Origin of the sequence: Vreelandella subterranea, assembly GCF_900111305.1 — a bacterium.
In the GTDB taxonomy this organism is placed as follows: domain Bacteria; phylum Pseudomonadota; class Gammaproteobacteria; order Pseudomonadales; family Halomonadaceae; genus Vreelandella; species Vreelandella subterranea.
This window is the reverse complement of sequence record NZ_FOGS01000005.1, coordinates 168,504-187,593: the sequence shown is the minus strand read 5'-3', so window position 1 is coordinate 187,593 and position 19,090 is coordinate 168,504. Positions and strand designations below refer to the sequence as shown.

The 19,090-nt window shown below is 60.5% G+C and carries 17 protein-coding genes and 4 tRNA genes; 12 read left to right on the top strand and 9 right to left on the bottom strand.

Going from position 1 to position 19,090, the window contains the following annotated elements; genetic code table 11:
* Window positions 1-31 precede the first annotated feature (31 nt).
* Together BMX75_RS09250 and BMX75_RS09245 are read right to left on the bottom strand one after the other, a co-directional pair.
* The gene (locus BMX75_RS09250; RefSeq protein WP_175474717.1) at window positions 32-952 is read right to left on the bottom strand and encodes a MerR family transcriptional regulator; all 921 of its coding nucleotides are present in this window, start codon (window positions 950-952) and stop codon (window positions 32-34) included.
* A 182-nt stretch (window positions 953-1,134) separates the two neighbouring features.
* On the bottom strand, window positions 1,135-2,217 hold the full coding sequence (locus BMX75_RS09245; RefSeq protein WP_092827293.1) for an NAD(P)/FAD-dependent oxidoreductase: 1,083 nt from the start codon (window positions 2,215-2,217) through the stop codon (window positions 1,135-1,137).
* A 154-nt stretch (window positions 2,218-2,371) separates the two neighbouring features.
* Here BMX75_RS09245 and BMX75_RS09240 point away from each other — a divergent pair, with 154 nt between their 5' ends.
* Window positions 2,372-3,292: a TIGR01777 family oxidoreductase gene (locus BMX75_RS09240; protein WP_092827291.1), complete on the top strand. Its 921-nt coding sequence runs from the start codon at window positions 2,372-2,374 to the stop codon at window positions 3,290-3,292.
* On the opposite strand, the gene rapA is transcribed toward BMX75_RS09240, so the two are convergent.
* Both rapA and BMX75_RS09230 read right to left on the bottom strand, forming a co-directional pair.
* The gene (gene rapA, locus BMX75_RS09235) at window positions 3,289-6,234 is read right to left on the bottom strand and encodes an RNA polymerase-associated protein RapA (RefSeq protein WP_092827289.1); all 2,946 of its coding nucleotides are present in this window, start codon (window positions 6,232-6,234) and stop codon (window positions 3,289-3,291) included. The two genes, BMX75_RS09240 and rapA, sit on opposite strands and share 4 nt — an antisense overlap.
* A gap of 115 nt (window positions 6,235-6,349) precedes the next feature.
* Window positions 6,350-7,153: a redoxin family protein gene (locus tag BMX75_RS09230; protein ID WP_092827287.1), complete on the bottom strand. Its 804-nt coding sequence runs from the start codon at window positions 7,151-7,153 to the stop codon at window positions 6,350-6,352.
* A gap of 65 nt (window positions 7,154-7,218) precedes the next feature.
* On the opposite strand from BMX75_RS09230, the gene BMX75_RS09225 reads away from it, so the two are divergent.
* Window positions 7,219-7,455 (top strand): hypothetical protein, encoded by a 237-nt coding sequence (locus tag BMX75_RS09225; protein WP_092827285.1) that lies wholly within the window; start codon window positions 7,219-7,221, stop codon window positions 7,453-7,455.
* Window positions 7,456-7,560: 105 nt separating this feature from the next.
* Window positions 7,561-8,778, top strand: coding sequence for an ABC transporter substrate-binding protein (locus tag BMX75_RS09220; protein WP_092827283.1), 1,218 nt, complete (start codon window positions 7,561-7,563; stop codon window positions 8,776-8,778).
* Between the two features lie 56 nt (window positions 8,779-8,834).
* Here the strand turns inward: BMX75_RS09220 and BMX75_RS09215 are convergent, their stop codons facing one another.
* The 5 genes from BMX75_RS09215 to typA form a co-directional block, all read right to left on the bottom strand.
* Complete coding sequence (locus BMX75_RS09215; protein WP_092827281.1) at window positions 8,835-10,145, bottom strand: branched-chain amino acid ABC transporter permease; 1,311 nt, start codon at window positions 10,143-10,145, stop codon at window positions 8,835-8,837.
* A complete protein-coding gene (locus tag BMX75_RS09210; protein WP_092827279.1) occupies window positions 10,145-11,146 on the bottom strand; it encodes a branched-chain amino acid ABC transporter permease in 1,002 nt (333 codons plus the stop codon). Before BMX75_RS09210 ends, BMX75_RS09215 begins: the two co-directional genes overlap by 1 nt.
* A 16-nt stretch (window positions 11,147-11,162) precedes the next feature.
* Window positions 11,163-11,867, bottom strand: a complete 705-nt coding sequence (locus BMX75_RS09205) for an ABC transporter ATP-binding protein (RefSeq protein ID WP_066318628.1) — start codon at window positions 11,865-11,867, stop codon at window positions 11,163-11,165.
* A 71-nt stretch (window positions 11,868-11,938) separates the two neighbouring features.
* Window positions 11,939-12,709 (bottom strand): ABC transporter ATP-binding protein, encoded by a 771-nt coding sequence (locus BMX75_RS09200; protein ID WP_092827277.1) that lies wholly within the window; start codon window positions 12,707-12,709, stop codon window positions 11,939-11,941.
* Window positions 12,710-12,930: 221 nt separating this feature from the next.
* A complete protein-coding gene (gene typA / locus BMX75_RS09195; protein ID WP_092827275.1) occupies window positions 12,931-14,757 on the bottom strand; it encodes a translational GTPase TypA in 1,827 nt (608 codons plus the stop codon).
* Between the two features lie 162 nt (window positions 14,758-14,919).
* Here typA and BMX75_RS09190 point away from each other — a divergent pair, with 162 nt between their 5' ends.
* From BMX75_RS09190 to rplK, 9 genes are all read left to right on the top strand, one after another.
* Window positions 14,920-15,906, top strand: a complete 987-nt coding sequence (locus BMX75_RS09190) for a biotin--[acetyl-CoA-carboxylase] ligase (RefSeq protein WP_092827273.1) — start codon at window positions 14,920-14,922, stop codon at window positions 15,904-15,906.
* Entirely contained in the window at window positions 15,903-16,742 is an 840-nt protein-coding gene (locus tag BMX75_RS09185) for a type III pantothenate kinase (protein ID WP_092827271.1), read from the top strand. Before BMX75_RS09190 ends, BMX75_RS09185 begins: the two co-directional genes overlap by 4 nt.
* 147 nt (window positions 16,743-16,889) lie before the next feature.
* Window positions 16,890-16,973, top strand: a tRNA-Tyr gene (locus BMX75_RS09180).
* 103 nt (window positions 16,974-17,076) lie between these two features.
* Window positions 17,077-17,150 (top strand) — tRNA-Gly (locus BMX75_RS09175).
* A 61-nt stretch (window positions 17,151-17,211) separates the two neighbouring features.
* Window positions 17,212-17,286 (top strand) — tRNA-Thr (locus BMX75_RS09170).
* A 159-nt stretch (window positions 17,287-17,445) separates the two neighbouring features.
* Window positions 17,446-17,521, top strand: a tRNA-Trp gene (locus BMX75_RS09165).
* 72 nt (window positions 17,522-17,593) lie between these two features.
* A complete protein-coding gene (gene secE, locus BMX75_RS09160) occupies window positions 17,594-17,977 on the top strand; it encodes a preprotein translocase subunit SecE (protein WP_085917608.1) in 384 nt (127 codons plus the stop codon).
* Between the two features lie 8 nt (window positions 17,978-17,985).
* On the top strand, window positions 17,986-18,519 hold the full coding sequence (gene nusG / locus BMX75_RS09155; RefSeq protein WP_066318615.1) for a transcription termination/antitermination protein NusG: 534 nt from the start codon (window positions 17,986-17,988) through the stop codon (window positions 18,517-18,519).
* A gap of 139 nt (window positions 18,520-18,658) precedes the next feature.
* Window positions 18,659-19,090: a 50S ribosomal protein L11 gene (gene rplK, locus BMX75_RS09150; RefSeq protein ID WP_066318614.1), complete on the top strand. Its 432-nt coding sequence runs from the start codon at window positions 18,659-18,661 to the stop codon at window positions 19,088-19,090.

Below are 19,090 nucleotides of genomic sequence, written 5' to 3'. Positions count from 1 at the left end.
CACCGCCGCTGCGGCGGTGTCACTCAGTTTGTCAAAGGACGCCTGATTCGCGCAGTAACGGGCGCAAGCGGGCGATGGCTTGAGGCAGGTCATCGCCCAGCATATGCACGGAGGTGTCGCGCAGATCGGCGTCGCGCAGGCGGGCGACTTCACCACAAACGCCGATGGGCACATTTAACGTGGCAGCGGCATCCGGCAGCGCCTGGCGAATATAGCGGTCGTCTTCCCGCTGGCCGCTGGACAGCAGCACCATCGAAGAATGCAGGCGTGCGACTGCCTGGGGGAGGTCTTCAAGCGGCAGGGAGTGATCCAGCAGCTGCACACGGTAACCCTGTTCGCTGGCCATCAGCGCTGACATCAGGACCCACAGGGGGCCGGGGTCGTCGGGCATCGCATTAAGCAGGATCAACGGACCGCGGGTGGCTTGATTGGCGTAATGCAGGCGGATTCCCACCTGGCTGCGCAAGAAGGCTTCGAAGGTGCGGCGGACCAGGGCATCAGGTTGCACCGCCCACTTGGCTTCCAGCGTCAGCACCACCGGCTGCCACAGTTCGTTGATCGCGGTGCTCAACGGATAGAGCGCCAGGCTCTGGTGATAGAAGGCTTCCAGTCTGGGCAGATCGAGCGCTTCGATGACCGCCTGCAACTGCTGGCGCTGGCTTACCCAATCGCCGGCGTCGGGTACCGGCGCCTCAACGGTGTCGGGCTGGTCGAGCAGGTCCGCGACCTGGCTGACCGGGACGCCGCGATTGAGCCACTGCAGGATGCGTTCGATGCGCGTAATGTCATCCTGGGCATACAGCCGGTGGCCTTTGGGCGTGCGCTTGGGGCAGATTAAACCGTAACGTCGCTCCCAGGCACGCAGGGTAACCGAATTAACGCCCGTCAGACGGGAAACTTCCCGAATGGGATAAAGTGGGGTATCGGGTGGGTGGGTCGCCTTATTATTCATGGGCGCCATTGCCTCTTCGTTGTCTGCGGAGCCAAGCCGCATGGGCCTATCGTGGTTTGCTGCGGCGGGCGATGTGGTTTGCTATCCATAGCAATTACCTAATATCTAATTAACCGATCAACAATCTTGAATAACTAACGCTCCTTTGTACAACTTGTAGGCCCAAGGTACAACCTTTGGATTCACTTGTTAGGCTGTGATTCGCCAGCCCTGTTATGTACCGACCGATCTATTAACGCCTGGGCCATCTGCGTTCCAGAGACCCATGCCGACTCCACGCGGCTGGCCGTGAAACTGTCACCACACATGGCAAGGCCGCTGTCGCTGTATAGGAATAACCGGTCATCGGCCGTGCTTGGCTGGGCGTAACGCCAGCGGTGCGCGCCGCTGCTGACCCGCAACGGTAACGGCGTGTCTGCCGGAAACGACGCAGTAAAGGCCGCCCACAGTAACTCGGCAACCGCTTGGGGATCGTCTTCCAGGTGGGCCTCGCTCCAGTCCAGGTGCGCCATCAGGCTGAGGCTTTCAGGCTGCTGCTCGCGGCCCGGTTTGGTCTGATTGCGCGACACCAGGCGCAGCGCAGGGTGGTCAATACGGGCCATCTGCCAGTCACTCTGACCGCCTGGCGGAGTGGGTAGGGGGGCATCCAGCACCGCCCAGGCCGCCCAGCAGCTGCGCTGGTCACGCGCCCGGCATGCCTCAGCCAGTGTCGCCTCCCAGGGCGCTAGCAGTGGCAAAGCCTGCGGCGGCGGTGTGGTCAACACGACATGGTCGAACGGGCCGAAATCACGCCCCTGTGCATCTTGAAGCTGCCAGCCGTTGGGTGAACGTTGCAACGCCTCGATGCGTGTCGCCAGGTGCAGCGCCGTTTGGGGGTGCGTCTGGAACCTATCTGCCAGGTGGCGGGTAACCGCGCTCATGCGGGGCACGCCGGTGTAGCGGGTGTGGGGGTCATGATGCAGTTGCCAGCCGCTTGAACTAGCCTGATAGCTGACGACCGGCCAAGGCGCAACGAGCCCTGACGAAAGCCAGCCGGCAACGGCGTCCCTGAAGGCTGGATCGCGTACGGTAAATGCCTGGGCGCCCAGGTCAAGCTGCGCCTGGTCAAGGCGCTTGGTCGACATGCGACCGCCCGGGCCGCGCGCTTTATCAAAGACCGTTACCGCCACGCCGTGTTCCGCCAAGCGGTTGGCGCAGGCCAGGCCCGCCATGCCGGCACCGACAACGGCGACGTTCGAGAGAGGAGCAGAGGTGACGGTTGTCATGGTGACCTGATGGGTATTTGGCCCGGTGCAATGTCAATAATGGGCATATATTAATGTACGAATCATTCTATGTGTAATAGTTTTGTATAGATAAGTCCAAATGTAAACCTTCAAGAGCGTAGCTCGCTCGTCGACATCAAAAGGGAGAAACACCATGCGTGTACTAGTGACCGGCGGCAGTGGTTTTGTCGGCCAGCGACTCTGCCCGGCCTTGATAGCGCAGGGGCATGAGGTGCAGGTGGTTTCCCGTATGCCTCATAAAGTACGCGATCGTCTTCCCCGGGAATGTGACATCCGTGACAGCGCCCAGGCGTTCATCGACAGCCCGCCGAATGCATTGGTCAACCTGGCGGGCGAGTCAATTGCGGCCAAGCGCTGGAGCGATACCCAGAAAGCGAGGCTGATTCGCTCGCGGGTCGAGATGACCGAACAGCTCGTCTCGCTGTGCGAGCAACTGGGCGAGAACGGCCAGCCGCTGCCCCAGGCGCTGGTCAGTGGTTCCGCGATGGGCTATTACGGTGATCAAGGCGATAAGCGCGTCACCGAAGACACCACGCCCCACGATGAGTTTGCCCACCGACTATGCGCCGAATGGGAAGCCGCGGCCAAGCCCATTGAGGACATGGGCGTGCGCCTGGCGATTTTACGCATCGGGCTGGTATTGGGGGCGGGCGGCGGCACCCTGCAGAAGATGCTGCCGCCCTTCAAGCTGGGGCTGGGGGGCCGTTTTGGCGACGGCAGGCAGTTCATGCCCTGGATCCATCGCGACGACCTGGTCGAGGCGATCATCTTCCTGCTCCATGACGCCTCGCTGTCAGGTGCCTTCAACGGCAGTGCGCCGCACCCTGTGACCAATGCCGAGTTCACCCGGACGCTGGCCAGGCAACTGCACCGCCCGGCGGTATTGCCGGTGCCCGCCTGTGTCTTGAAAGCGGGCTTGGGTGAGATGTCCCAGCTGTTGCTGACCGGTGCCGATATGCGCCCCGAGCGCCTAGAGGCAGCGGGGTTCAGCTTTCAATATCCCACGCTGGAGGAGGCGCTCTCCGCTATCCTGTCGCCTGAGCGCAGCGCTTAGGCATTGGGGTCAACGGTGATGATCACCCGCACGGCATCCAGCCGCAGGCGGGTGTTCTCAATCGCGTCACTGAGGGCCTGGCGTTCCTTTTTCAGGGCGTCGAGCTCTTCGTTGCGTACCGACGGGTTGTGTTCCGCCAGCGCCGCCAGACGGGCAAGTTCCGCGTCCAGCTGAGTGCGCATGCGCGCCTCGGCAGCTTCCACGATGCTGGGGAGTTCGCGTTCGGCTTCCCCCTCCCCTTGTCTGAGCAACCCGCGAAGCGCGTCGTGATGGCGCTTGATCAGGTCGCGTGCCAGGGATTTATTGACCTTCTGCAGGTTTTTGCCCAGCCCCGTGAAGGAAATCTTGTCGGTCAGGTTGGCACCCGATTCGTCAAGCAGCACGCGCACGGCTGTCGGCGGCAGAAACCGGTTCAGGTGCAGCGATGTGGGCGCTGGGCAATGGGTGCGGAATACCAGCTCGGTCATCAGGCGGCCGCTGGGGATGGCCGGATGACCCAGCAAGGCCAGCGCGGTATTGCCCATGGTGCCGTCAATGATGCGGCCCATCATTTCGCGTAGCAGCGGGTGCTCCCAGGAAAGCCGCTGAATGTCATCGCGGGCGAGTGCCTTATGGCGGTCAAAGGTGGCGGAAAACCCTTCTTCGCCTTTTACCAGCCCCGGCAGGCCGTCCAGCATGTGCTGCCCCGGCTGGAGGTGAAGCAGGCCATTGCCGATCTCCTGGCTATCCACGCCAAACACGTCCAGTGCGCGCTCGACGTAGCGCGGCAGGGCGCTGTCGTCGTCCAGCTCGCGCACCGCCTCGACCACCTGCCGGGCGCGCACCGGACGGCAGGCATTGAGCTCCAGCAGGCGGTTACGGCCGGCATCCCGCTCGGCCAGTTTGGCGACAAACAGCTCGCGGGTCTCGGTGATGATCTCATCGAGCATCTCGTCGTCGAGCAGTGCGTCGGCCAGGGCATCGCCAAAGGCGTCAAACAGGTCACTGCCAATACCATGGGGCGCGCTGAAGGCATCCATGCCCTCGTGATACCAGCGCATCAGGCGCTCGCCGGGGCTGCCGGTAAACGTCGGTACGTGCATCTCGATCGCGTGGCGCTGACCGATCCTGTCCAGGCGACCAATGCGCTGTTCCAACTGGTCGGGATGCTGGGGCATGTCGAACATTACCAGGTGACGGCAGAACTGGAAGTTGCGCCCTTCAGAGCCAATTTCGGAGCACACCAGTACCTGGCAGCCGTCTTCTTCATCGGCAAACGCCGCGGCGGCACGGTCGCGTTCGACCAGTGACAGGCCCTCGTGGAACACCGGCGCATGATAGCCGCCCAGCACGCGGAGGCCTTCGGCCAGGCCTTCGGCGGTGTCGCGGTGGTGGGCAATCACCAGCACCTTGTCGTTGGCGAAACCGGCGTCGCTGTCATCGCTGAGTTTTTCCAGCAGCCAGTTCACCCGCGGGTCGATATGCCACCAGGGTTCGCCGTGAAGCGGGTCGTTACTCAACTCGCGGTAGGCGGCATCCGGGTAGATCAGCACGTCCGGATGATCCATGCCGGTCTCGATGAGCAGCTCGTCGAGGTAGTCGTCATCGCGCTCCAGCCGACGCTGCATGCGGCGATAGGCCGACGGCAGTGCCAGGGCGTCGAGGTGCAGGCGGCGCTCCGGGAAGCCGCCCACATGGCGGCGACTGTTGCGGAACATCACCCGCCCGGTGCCATGGCGGTCGAGCAGGGCGTCGCGGAGCTGGTCACGGGCAGCGTCTTGCTGGTCAGCGCTGGCCTCGGGATTGCACAGGGTGGCAAGCAGGGCTTGGCTGTCGCGGTCGTCGGCCACGGCCTCGACATGGACGCGTGCGTCAGGCGTGGCGGGGAGTGCCTCGAGCGCCTCAATGGCGCTGGCCACTTCACCGTAGTGACGCTCTTCGTCTTTGAAGCGCGCCAGGTCGTGGTAGCGTTCTGGATCGAGCAGCCGCAGGCGGGCAAAGTGGCTTTCTATGCCCATCTGTTCGGGTGTGGCGGTGAGCAGCAACAGGCTGGGAATATCCCTCGCCAGCTGTTCGACGCACTGATAACCGGGACCGCTGCCCTCGCTGCTCCAGTCGAGATGGTGGGCTTCGTCAACAATCAGTAGATCAAAGTGGCTGGCCTGCGCCTGTTCCTGGCGGTGGGTATTGGCAAACAGCCAGCCCTGGCTTGCCAGCACCAGCTGGGCGCTTTCAAACGGATTGGCGCTGCCGTGAGCCTGACTCTGGGTTTCGTCCAGCAGGGTGACGTTGAGCGAGAAACGGCGCAGCAACTCGACCAGCCATTGGTGGGTCAGGCTGTCCGGCACCAGAATCAGCGCCCGTTCGGCGCGCCCGGTGAGCAGCAGGCGATGCAGTATCAAACCGGCCTCGATGGTTTTGCCGAGCCCGACTTCGTCGGCCAGCAGGACGCGCGGCGCATGGCGTCGGGCGACTTCATCGGCGATATACAGCTGGTGCGGCACCAGGTCGATGCGCGGCCCGGCAAAGCCCAGCGCGCTGTGCTGTTCGATACGCTGGTGATGATGCAGGGTACGAAAACGCAGGTCGAACCAGTCGTTGCGGTCGACCTGGCCGGTAAGCAGGCGGTCGCGGGCCTGGTCGAACTGCATGGTGTCGGCGAGCTTGGCTTCCGGCAGTTCGCGCCGTTGGCCCTGACTATCCTCGCCGCTGTAGGTGATCAGGCCGTTGGACGTTTGGCTGTCATCGACAATCATCTGCCAGCCGTCAGCCGACTGGATACGGTCGCCGCTGCCAAACATGACGCGGGTCAGCGGGGCCTGGCGGGTATTGTAGGTGCGGGTTTCCTGGCTGGCACTGAACAAGATGGTAACGCTTCGGGTGTCGCAGTTAAGCACGGTGCCGAGCCCAAGCTCGGCTTCACCGTCACTAATCCAGCGTTGGCCGGGGGAAAAATCGCTCATGATGCCTCAAGGAAGTCTGCAAAACGGGGGCGTACGTGGCCGGTCATGATGACCGGCCACAAACAGGGCGGGGGATTCTAACGCAAAGGCGCAGGAGGATTAAGGTATATCGTCGTCAATCTTCGAGCCAACGGTCCAGATGGGCCTGGGTAAGCTCGCCCACATGAATATCCAGGGTGTTGCCGTCGCCGTCGAATAGCACCGTTGTGGGCAACCCCGGCGCTTCGACGAGCGACATCAGCATTTGGCCGGGGTCGCGCAGGGCGTAGCGGAAGCGCAGCGACTGTTCATCCAGGTAGCGAACAATGGGCAGCAGGTCTTCGCCCTGGTTGGCGACCACCACAGCCACGCCCTCGCGCTGGTCGGCGTTTTCAAGCAGCGGCATCTCGCGCAGGCAAGGCGGGCACCAGGTGGCCCACAGATTGACGATGACTTTATCGTGATCGTCCGCCAGGGAGGGAAGATACACCGGCTCGCCATCGATATCTTCCAGGGTAATGTCGGGCAGGCTTTTCACGCGCATGTCGCTGCCCAGTGGGGCGAGCGTTACCAGCACCAGCCACAGGCTCGAGGCCCCGATCAGCAGCGCCATGGCGCCGCCCATGGCAATGAGCCGTGAGCGCAGCGACCAGATCGTCCACAACAGGCCTGCTGCCATGCCCCAAAGCCCTTGGTAGCCCGGCTTCCAGAACTTCAGCGTCTCCAGCGGGGCGGTACTGTAGCTTTCGATATGCAGGGCGATATGACCGAAGCGAGCCGCGATCAGCCAAACGACCACCAGCCCCAGAAACCAGCGCTGATGACGGCGTTCGGGCAGCCCCAGTAAATATCGCGTGCTGACCAGCAACGCCAGCGCGCAGGCAATGGCATAAAGGCGGGGCAGCGAAATCAGTAGCGGGCCAAGGGTAATGGCGTTCATGATTTTCCCGTTTAGCAGTTACACTGGCGCACCATACCATGCGAGTTGCAAATTACGGAGACGTTATGCCCTCACCTGCTTTCGATAGGCTGCGCGCGCTAGCGATCGGCTCCCAGGCGATTGGCCTGACACTGATTATCACTCTGGAAACGGTAATGGGCAACGCGGCCCGGCCCTGGCAGGGTGTCGTGCTGGCGGCGATGCTGGCGACCGCGCTGACGATCGCACTGTTACGCCTTTACCGCCGCAACCTGGCGCGCAAGCGCTGGGCTGAACGTGTCGAGGATGATCGCGACGGCTAGCGTTGGAAAACGTTGCTTGTATTTTTAGCGTTCCAGTTCCAGATTAAGAGCAGACCCCAGCGCGAGACGATGGGGCGCTAAATCCTACAGGGAGCGATCAATAAGATGATGAATAAACGCATAATTGCCACGGCGGTGGCGGTTTCTTCACTGGCATTGGCAGGTGCGGCCCAGGCTCAGGTCAAGGTGGGCTTTTTGGGGGGCTTTACAGGCGGTATCGAGAGTCTGACACCACCGATTTTTGATGGCGCACAGTTGGCGGTCAAGCAGATTAACGAGCAGGGCGGCATTCTAGGCGGCCAGATCTTGGAAATGCCGTCGGGCGATACCACCTGTTCTGACGCATCGGCCGCCTCGAATGCGGCGGACCGCATGGTCAATTCCGAAGACGTCACGGCCATTGTCGGCGCGCTGTGTACCGGTGCTACCATTGCGGCGGCCAACAACGCAGCAATTCCCGGCGGCGTGCTCATGGTGTCGCCCGCCTCCACTGCGCCTGCGGTGACCGAGCTGGACGATAACGACCTGGTGTTCCGCACCGTGCCTTCCGACGCCTTCCAGGGTGAAATGCTGGCCAAGCTATTAATCGAGAAAGGCATTACCGATGTCGCCGTGACCTTCGTTAATAATGACTATGGGCAGGGGCTATCCGACGCCTTTACCAGCACCTTTGAAGCCGAAGGTGGCAGCGTGGTGGAAAGCCTCGCCCATGAGGACAACCGTGCCGACTACCGCTCTGAATTGGGCATATTGTCGTCGACCGGTGTACAAACCCTCGTCGTACTGGCCTACGCCGATACATCAGGCCAGACCGTACTGCGTCAGGCCGCGGAAAGCGGTGTATTCACCCAGTACGTGGGTGCTGATGGCATGGTGGGCAACAGCCTTGTCGAAGCCGTGGGTGCTGATGTCCTGGAAGGCATGATCGCGACTCGTCCTGGCAGTCCGGATCTGCCGGGCACGGATATCTTTATTGAAGCCGCCGAAGCTGACGGCATAGACCCTGAAGCGGTATTTGCCGCCCAGGCCTATGATGCAGCGTTTCTGGTGGCATTGGCCATCGAGCAGAACGGCAGCGCCGAGCGTGAAGGCTTGTCTGACGCATTGCGCTCGGTGGCGACGGCCCCCGGCGAAATCATTTTGCCCGGCGAGTGGGAAAAGGCGGTCGAGCTGATTGCCCAGGGCGAGGAGATCAACTATGAGGGCGCCTCAGGCAGTCACGAGTTTGACGATAACGGCGACGTGCCCGGTATCGTCGTCGAAATGACCGTCGAAGATGGCAAGTTCGAGCGGGTTGGTGAGCTGGAAGGAGACGTGCTTTAACCAGCTACCGTTGGACCGACACCGCCCCAGCCAGGCGCTGGGGCGGTTTTTTTGTCTCAGTCGTGGTGCCTGACGCGCTCGGGTAGTAGCCCCTTGGGCGCGAAGCGCAATACCAGTGTCACCAGCACGCCAATCACCAATACCCTTGCCTGAAGGGCACGGCTGTCGATGTTGGCAGGGGCCTGCCAGTCGAAGGCAAAGGCACCGAAGGCCACGGCGAGATCCATCAGGTAAAGCGCCAGTGGTTCCGACATGATCCAGATGATATACACCGCGACGGCGCCGAAAATGGTGCCCAGGTTGTTGCCCGGTCCACCCAGAATCACCATGACCAGGACCAGAAAGGTATGGTTGAGCGGCAGGTAGCCGTTGGGGTCGAACAGGCTGTTGAAGCTGGCCAGCATTCCACCGCCGATGCCCATCAGAATGCAGCCGAGGACAAAAATCTCCAGGCGCCGCTTGTTGATATCCTTGCCCATGGCCGCCGACGATATCTCGTTGTCGCGAATGGCGCGGATCATGCGTCCCCAAGGGGCATGGTAAGCCTGATGGAGTAGAAAGAAGATCCCGGCAATGATCACCGCCGTCAGCGACAGGTAGATCGCCCGGGAAAGGGTAAACCCCAGTTCCGCCGGTCCGGGCGTTGGCCAGGGCAGTGGCGAGACCGTCGCGGTGCCGCGGGTCAACCAGTCTGAATTTTTCAGGAATGCCTTGATGATTTCGGCGATCCCCAGAGTGGCGATGGCCAGATAGTCGCTACGCAGGCCCAGGCAGACATGGCCGATGAAGTAGCCCACGACGCCCGCCAACGCACCGCCGAAGATCCAGCCTAGCCAGGGCGGCAAGCCAAGCCCGCCGACGAAGTCTGCCTGGGACTCAATATCGGCAGTCACGTCGCGCAACAGGCTGATGACCACCATATACAACACAATGGCCAGCAGTACTGCGAACACAGTGCGTACCCGTTTGGGTACACCCAGTCGGGTGAGTTTGGTGGCGGCCACGACCAGCAGGGTGGCCCCAATGGCATACAGCAACACCTTGCCAAGCTCGGCAGGCAGTTCGCTGTTCCAGAAAGCGTCGTTGACCGGCACGCTGAACAGCATGGCACTAACGCCGCCCAGGGCGACAAAGCCCATGACACCGGCATTGAACTGGCCCGCATAGCCCCATTGAATGGTCAGCCCCAGCGCCAGTACAGCGTAACAGGCGGCCTCGACCAGCATCCGCGTGCTATAGGCGGCCCCCATTGCCGCATAGACGCCGACGATGGTGATCAGTAGGGCGCCGAACAGGCAAATTTCGCGCAGTGGCAGTCGCGACGCCCTGGGCGTTGCATCCTGCGGGGTGTAGTTGCTATCAGCCATCAGATCACCTTGCCTTTAAAGATGCCGGTGGGTCGCCAAACGAGAATGGCGACCAGAATGAAAAACGGCACGACGATTTTATACTCGGTCCCCACGAAGGCTAAATTGGACGGCAGTTCGAGCCAGGTGGGCAGGCTATCGCGGAAGGGACGCAACAACACGGCCCAGTTGAATACCGCCAGGGTTTCGGCAAAGCCCACCACGAAGCCCCCTGCGACGGCCCCATAGGGGTGCCCGACGCCCCCGACGATGGCGGCGGCGAAAATCGGCAGCAGCAGGAAAAAGCTCAGGTCGGGTTTGAACGTCACATCCAGCGACAGCAGCGTACCGGCAATGGCGGCAAGCCCTCCGGCAATCACCCAGGTGACGGCAACGATTGTATTGGTGTTGATGCCCGAGGCCTGCGCCAGTTCGGGGTTGTCGGACATTGCGCGCATGGCCTTGCCGAGCCGCGAGCGGCTCAGGAACAGGTGCAGGGCGATCACCGCCAACAGGGTGATTCCGAACAGATAAACCTGCGGTTCGGTAATCACGATGGGGACGCGCACGTCTTCAAACGGCAGCATGCGGAAAATGGCCTTGCGATCATCAACGTACAAGCCCTGGCCGCCGGTGCCTGCAAACAGGCGAATCAGGCCTTGCAGGATAAGGGTGACGCCCAACGAGGCAATGACCATGACGATGGGCTTGACCCCGTGGGCACGCAGCGGCTTGTAAAACGTTTTATCAATGCCCACCGCCAGTAAGGCGGTCAGCAGCATGGCAATCGGCAACATGACGATTGCCGTGGGCACGCCGATGCCCATGCCGATACCGGGGAAGGCCGTGGTGAGTACCAGCACCATGAAGGCACCAAAGGTCATCATGTCGGCGTGGGCAAAGTGGGCAAAGCGCATGATGCTGAAAATCAGCGTGACGCCGATCGCCCCGATGGCGTAGATGGCGCCCGTCACGCTACCGGCGATCACCACGTTGTTAACAAAGAAAACCAGTTCATTCACGTTATTGTCCCCTGGGTTAGCCGCCCAAAAAGCTTTTCGCTACGTCCGGGTCGGCAAGCAGTGCCGCACCGGTATCGGTAAAGCGGTTTTGACCCGCGGCCAACACAAAGCCCTTGTCGGCAATGGCCAGCGCTTGCTTGGCGTTTTGTTCGACCATCAGAATGCCTACCCCGGCCGCGTTGATATGCTTAACGCGGTCAAAAATCTCGTTCATGTATAGCGGGGAAAGCCCGGCGGTGGGTTCATCCAGCAGCAGCAGGCTGGGTTCGGCCATCAGCGCGCGGCCCATGGCGACCATCTGGCGCTGGCCACCGGACAGCTCCCCTGCGGGCTGATGGCGTTTTTCCTGCAGGGGCGGAAAGAACTCGTAAACCTGGCCCAGCATGCGTTTCACGTTCTGCGGCTTCAGGAAGGCCCCCATCTCCAGGTTTTCCTGGACGGTGAGGCTTGGGAAAACGTTCTTTTCCTGGGGAACAAAGCCCATGCCGCGTTCAACCAGCTGGTGGGGGGGTAAATTTTGAATGGGTTTGCCGTGGAGCAGAATGTCACCCTGATTGACGTGCAGAAGCCCGAAAACCGCTTTCAGCAAGGTGGATTTACCGGCCCCGTTCGGGCCGACAATCACCCCGACTTCGTCGGCTTCCAGCGACATGTCCACCCCATTGAGGATGTTCATGCCGCCATAGCCGCCATAAACATCGCGCGCTTCGATTAAAGGCATGGTGCAAAAGTCTCTTGTTGATTGCCAACCGATTGCTCGTGGCATTGAGGGAAGCCTGGCGCCTTCATCCTTTACGCTGCCCCGGCACCGAAATAGGCTTCGATGACCTCGGGGTTGTTCTGGATGTCCTGAATATGGCCCTCGACCATGACTTCGCCCTGGGCAAGGACGATGACCGGGTCGCAGAGCCGGGCGATCATGTCCATGTCGTGTTCGATGACCAGGAAGGTATAGCCCATTTCGCGATTGAGGCGCTCGATGTTGCCGATCAGGTCGCCGAGCAGGGTGCGGTTGACGCCAGCGGCGATTTCATCGAGCAGCACGACCTTGGCGTTGGTCATCATCGTGCGGCCCAGCTCCAGCAGCTTCTTCTGGCCGCCGGACAGGTTGCCGGCCAGCTCATTGCGCACATGGTGAAGGCCGATAAAGTCGATGACCTCAAGTGCGCGACGGCGCACCTCGGCTTCCTCGCGGCGCACCAGGCCGGGTTTGAACCAGGTCGTGAAGAGGTTTTCCCCGGCCTGCGCCGGCGGGACCATCATCAGGTTTTCCAGCGCGCTCATGTGGGTGAACTCATGGGCAATCTGGAAGGTGCGCAGCAGGCCTTTGTGAAACCGCTGATCCGCGCTGAGCGCGGTAATATCGTCGCCTTCCAGCAGGATGCGCCCGCTGTCGGGCTGCAACGCACCAGCCATCAAGTTGAATAACGTCGACTTGCCCGCGCCGTTGGGACCGATCATGCCGGTAATCGAGCCTTTCTCGACGCGGATAGAGCAGTCGTTGATGACCGGCAGGCCACCAAAGGCCTTGTTGACCTGTTGAACCTCGATAAGCGGGGTCATGGGTGTCCTTGACAGGAGTAATGATCAAAACGTTTGTATGAATTCGATAATAAAATGATTCCCTGTACCAGGGATAGCGCTACTTTGCGCTACACCGCAGCGGCTTTCCAGCGAGTAACCGTTAAGGTTGCGTTGGGGGAGCCGCTTGGCAAACGAGCGTGGTCAAGATGGCAGGGGCAGGGCAGACAAAAAAAGCCCGCTGCTAAGCGGGCTTGGAGAACTTACTTCTTGTTGGAGCGTTTACGCTCGTTTTCCTTGAGCAGCTTCTTGCGCAGGCGAATATGGTTCGGCGTCACTTCCACCAGCTCGTCGGAGTCAAGGAACTCGATGGCCTGTTCCAGGGTGAAGTTGATCGGCGGCGTCAACACGATGTTTTCATCGTTACCCGTCGAGCGCATGTTATCGAGCTTTTTGCCCTTGGTCGGGTTGACCACCATGTCGTTGGCGCGGTTGTTGATGCCGATCAGCATGCCTTCGTAGACTTCGGTGGCGTGATCGACGATCAGCTTGCCGCGTTCCTGAAGGGTGTAAAGCGCATAGGCCAGCGCCTTCCCGTCGACCATCGACACCATGACGCCGTTACGCCGTTCGATGGAGGCGTCCGGCTTCAGCGGGCCGTAGTGGTCAAAGCGGCTGGTCAGGATGCCGGTGCCCGAGGTCAGGGTCAAAAACTGCCCGCGGAAGCCGATCAGACCGCGCGCGGGGATGATGAAGTCCAGGCGAACACGACCCTTGCCGTCCGGGTTCATGTTGGTCATTTCACCCTTGCGGTAGCCAAGCTCTTCCATGATGGCGCCCTGGTGCTGCTCTTCACAGTCGATGATGACCTCTTCGTAGGGCTCCTGCTGTTCGCCGTCGATTTCACGGATTATCACTTCGGGGCGGCCAACGGCAAGCTCGAAGCCTTCACGGCGCATGGATTCGATCAACACCGACAGGTGCAGCTCGCCACGCCCGGAGACCTTGAATTTCTCCGGGGTGTCGCCCTGCTCGACGCGCAGCGCCACGTTGTGGATCAGTTCCTGCTCCAGGCGATCCTTGATATTCCGGCTGGTGACGAACTTGCCGTCTTTACCGGCAAACGGCGAGTCGTTGACCTGGAAAGTCATCGAGACCGTCGGCTCGTCCACGGTCAACGGCGGCAGCGCTTCGACATGGTTGACGTCGCACAGGGTATCGGAAATCGCCAGGTTCTCGATGCCGGTGATGCAGATGATATCGCCCGCGGTGGCTTCGTCGGTCTGGACACGATCGAGGCCCATGTGGGTCATGACCTGGCCGATCTTGCCCTTGCGTGACTGGCCTTCCTTGGTCACCACGGTAATCTGCTGGTTCGGCTTGACGCTGCCGCGGCTTATGCGGCCGAGGCCGATAACGCCGACATAGCTGTTGTAGTCCAGTGCGGAAATCTGCATCTGGAAAGGCCCGTCACTTTCGACCTTGGGCGGCTCGACGATATCGACAATCGACTGGAACATGGGCGACATGTCGTCGGCCAGCTCGTCAGGATCAGGGCCGGCAATGCCGTTGAGCGCCGAGCAGTAAATGATCGGGAAGTCGAGCTGGTCGTCGGAAGCGCCCAGGTTGTCGAACAGGTCAAAGATCTGGTCGATCACCCAGTCGGGCCGTGCGCCGGGGCGGTCAATCTTGTTGACCACAACGATCGGCTTCAGGCCACGGTCAAAGGCCTTCTGGGTCACAAAGCGGGTCTGCGGCATCGGGCCGTCAACGGCGTCAACCAACAGCAGTACCGAGTCCACCATCGACATGACGCGCTCGACTTCACCGCCGAAATCAGCGTGCCCGGGCGTGTCCACGATATTGATGTGGAAGTCAGTGCCGTTGCCATCCTGCCACTTGATCGCCGTGTTTTTGGCCAGGATGGTGATGCCACGCTCCTTTTCCTGGTCATTGGAGTCCATGATCCGCTCTTGCCCTTCGGCTTTACGGTCGAGCGTGCCGGACTGGCTCAAAAGTTTATCGACCAGGGTGGTTTTACCGTGGTCAACGTGGGCGATAATGGCAATGTTGCGAAGATTCTCGATCACGACGCGATCCTGCTAGAAAAATAGGGCGGCATTATAGGGTCTCGGTGCGGTCTACTACCAGCATTGTATTGTGCAAGGCATCAATACATTAACTTTTGGCAGTAGTTTTCGCGCTGCTGGCGCATCCGGTAAGATAGACGTTTTCCCAGATGGGGCAAGGACATGAGCATCGGTAACCTGATGCGGCTGCTAAGCGATGGCGAGGTTCATTCCGGTGAACAGCTAGGCGAGGCGCTAGGCGTTTCACGCGCTGCCGTTTGGAAGCAGCTAAAAAAGTTAGAGGCGCTCGGCGTGTCGCTGGTGGCGGTAAAGGGCCGTGGCTATCGCCTCGCCCAACCCTTGGAGCCGCTGGTCGGGGCAAAAATCGTGGAGCGTCTGCCTGCTTCGGCACGCCATCACCTTGCCCGCCTGTTTGTTGAAGACCACTTGCCCTCGAGCAATGCCTACCTGCGTGAGCGGTTCGAGCAGGGAGCTGGCCATGCAGAGGTGTGTCTCGTCGAGTTGCAGACGGCGGGTCGTGGTCGGCGTGGGCGGGTATGGACAACGCCCTGGGGGCAAAGTCTGATGCTCTCGGTCGGCTGGCGTTTCGAAGCAGGTGTGAATGCCCTGGAAGGCTTGAGCCTGGCCGTTGGCGTGGTGGTCGCCCAGGTGCTTGAGCAGCACGGCGTCGCCCCTCGGTTGAAATGGCCCAACGATATTTTACTGGCACAGCGCGACAGCGGTGAATTGGGCAAGCTGGCAGGGATATTGGTAGAGGTGACCGGGGATGCGGCCGGCCCGTGCGAGGTAGTCATAGGGATGGGAATGAACCTCTCGCTGCCCGAGGCAATGCGAGAAGCCATTGAGCAGCCGGTAGCGGCGCTGTTTGATGACGTGCCATCGCTTTCCCGTAACCAGCTGGCGGCGGATGTCGTGGCGGGGCTGCTTGCCATGCTGGCCGGTTTTGAGCAGCAGGGTTTCGCGTCTTGGCGCACTGCCTGGAATGAGCGACACGCTTATGCTGACCAACCCATTCGTGTCACTCAGGGTAGCCAGGTTTACGACGCGGTCGCGGGCGATGTGGACGACAGTGGCAGCCTGTGGGTAACGGCATCCGGGCAGTCAAAGCGCTTGTCGGGCGGTGAAATCAGCGTGCGCAGGCGCTTATGATTCTGGATCTAGATATCGGCAATACCTTGTCCAAGTGGCGCCTGAAAGATGCTGACAGCAGTGAGATACGGTCGCGGGGGGCTGTGTGGACACGGGAGGAGTGGCGGCCGGGGGCTGACATACCCGACCTCGACGTGGTCGAAGCCGTACGGATTTCCAGTGTTGCCCGGGCGGCCGTGCTGAATGAGACCGTGGGGCTGCTGCGTCGGCGCGTGCGGCATGTTCATGTTGCCCGTTCAACCGCTGAGGCGCTGGGCGTGGTCAACGGCTACGAAGAGCCTGAACGGTTAGGCGTTGACCGTTGGTTGGGTGCGCTGGCGGGCTATCAGCTGGCGGGCGGCTGCTGTGCGGTGGATTGCGGGAGTGCCATCACTATCGACTTTGTGCTGCCAGGCGGGCAGCACCTGGGTGGCTTTATTGTACCCGGCTTGCGCCTGATGAAGGAGAGCCTGAAGCTGGGAACGCGGAACGTGGCGATTGACCCGGAAAGCGAAGCGGATGCCTTGCTGGAGCCAGGACGGCGAACGGTCGACGCCGTGAATCATGGTATTTACATGGCAGCGGTGAGCGCCATCAACCGCATTTACAGCGAGGTGTGCGACCAGGAGGGTGTGGCCCTGCCAATGCTGCTGACGGGGGGCGATGCCCGTGTGGTCTCCCGAGGCGTGCAGGTGCCCCATGCGGTGTGGCCTGATATGGTCTACGGCGGGCTTGAAGCGCGCTTTCCGCTCACCTTTGCCGAACGCGCGGGCAAGATGTCCGGCGCCCCCCGGGTGCCGGAGCCGGTGTCATTGGAAAAAATTCGTGCGGGCCTTGCATTCTCCATGCTGCTTTGACAGAATGCAGCGCGTTCCAAGGCATGCGGGCAGCATTTTTAGGGTGATAAAACCCTATGTTGTTGAAGCAAAAGGTCGTTGTTGTCACTGCAGGTTAAAGTGAGCTTGACACCGCTTTGGAGCTTGGCATAATGTGCCGCCTCAGTTGGAGAGGTTCCCGAGTGGCCAAAGGGAGCAGACTGTAAATCTGCCGCGAAAGCTTCGAAGGTTCGAATCCTTCCCTCTCCACCAGTTTTAAGCGTCAGCGACAAATGTCGATGCCGTAGAATGAAAGCCGGAAGCGGGCGATATCACGAGCAAGCGCGCTGCGGATGATCATTCTGAAGCAAGTTGCGCGGGCGTAGTTCAATGGTAGAACCTCAGCCTTCCAAGCTGATGGTGCGGGTTCGATTCCCGCCGCCCGCTCCAGTTAAGTGCTTAGTTTATTATAGGCGCTTAAGGTTAGGTGCTTAGTTTGTGTAAGTGCTTGGCTCATGTAGCTCAGGGGTAGAGCACACCCTTGGTAAGGGTGAGGTCGACGGTTCAAATCCGTCCATGAGCTCCATATTCAAAAAAGCGAGCGATGCTCGCTTTTTTTGTCGCTGCCGCCAGTTGCTTGATGGAAGGCGGTTGGTGTGAGCAAGGGTTGTCAGGCGGCCTTTTGTCCGCTATTATGACGCCCGCTGTTGCGTAGGCTGAAAGTTTCCTGCGTAAATTTTGATACAGGCCAGTAGCTCAATTGGCAGAGCAGCGGTCTCCAAAACCGCAGGTTGGGGGTTCGATTCCCTCCTGGCCTGCCAATCTTCCCCAGATTGGTATGTCTTTTAAAGAATTCCTTTGCCGCTTGCTGCACCCTGAGGAGTCTCGTTTTTATGAAGCCGAGTTCTGTAAAACATGGCGCTGAGGTGCAACAGTCGCGCCATGACGGGCTCAAGTGGGCTGCAGTCATTGCGTTGCTCGTCGTTGCCGTTGTAGGTAATACCTATTTTGCCGATATTGGCCTGATCTACCGCGTGCTGGGCGTCGTGGTGCTATGTGTTGCAGCGGGTCTGCTGGCGCTTACCACGACCAAGGGGCGTGAGCTGGTAGAGTTGGCAATAAGCGCCAAGAAAGAGATTCAGCGCGTTGTATGGCCAACTCGGCCTGAAACCATTCAGACCACGGCCATTGTGCTCGTCGCCGTGCTGGTGGTCGGGCTGATGCTTTGGTTGATTGACACTCTTCTTGGCTGGGCGATGTCCGGCGTTATTGGTTAGGAGCTTGCATGTCCAAACGTTGGTACGTCGTTCACGCCTATTCCGGCTTTGAGAAGCACGTGATGCGCTCCCTGATTGAGCGCGTCAAGATGTACGGCGTGGAAGATCGTTTTGGCGAGATTCTGGTGCCGACCGAAGAAGTCGTTGAAATGCGCGACGGCAAGCGTCGCAAGAGCGAGCGCAAGTTCTATCCCGGCTATGTGCTTGTCGAGATGGAAATGGCCGACGATACCTGGCACCTGGTCAACGAAACCCCCCGCGTGATGGGGTTCATCGGTGGCACCAAGGAAAAGCCGGCGCCCATTACCACCCGGGAAGCCGATGCCATCCTGCGGCGAGTCAAAGACGGCACCGACAGGCCGCGGCCCAAGCACATGTTTGAGCCGGGTCAGTCTGTCCGCGTTGTGGATGGGCCCTTCGCCGACTTCAATGGCGTTGTGGAAGAGGTCAATTACGAGAAAAGCCGTCTGCAGGTCAGCGTCCTGATCTTCGGGCGTGCCACGCCTGTCGAGCTTGAGTTTGCGCAGGTAGAGAAAGAATAACCGCGATAGCCTGGCGGCCAGCAGTCGCCAGGTGTTTGCGATGCGTCATGTTGTGATTTGATTCGTGTCAGGTGGCGGTGCCGCCAGCTGGCTGTTACCGGGGAGCCGAAAGGCGCTATCACCCAACTGGAGTAAAACGATGGCCAAGAAAGTACAGGCTTACATCAAGCTGCAGGTTGCTGCAGGTAAAGCCAATCCTAGTCCGCCCGTCGGCCCTGCGCTGGGTCAGCACGGCGTGAACATCATGGAATTCTGTAAGGCGTTCAACGCAGAGACTCAGGACATCGAGCCTGGCCTGCCGACGCCTGTCGTGATTACGGTCTACTCTGACCGCAGCTTCACGTTCATTACCAAGACGCCACCGGCGGCTGTGCTGCTCAAGAAAGCAGCCGGCATCAAGTCGGGTTCTGGCGAGCCGAACAAGAAGAAGGTCGGCACGGTAACGCGCGAACAGCTTGAAGAAATCGCCACGACCAAAGAGCCGGATTTGACAGCGGCTGACATGGACGCAGCGGTTCGCACCATCGCGGGTAGTGCCCGTAGCATGGGCCTCAACGTGGAGGGTCTCTAA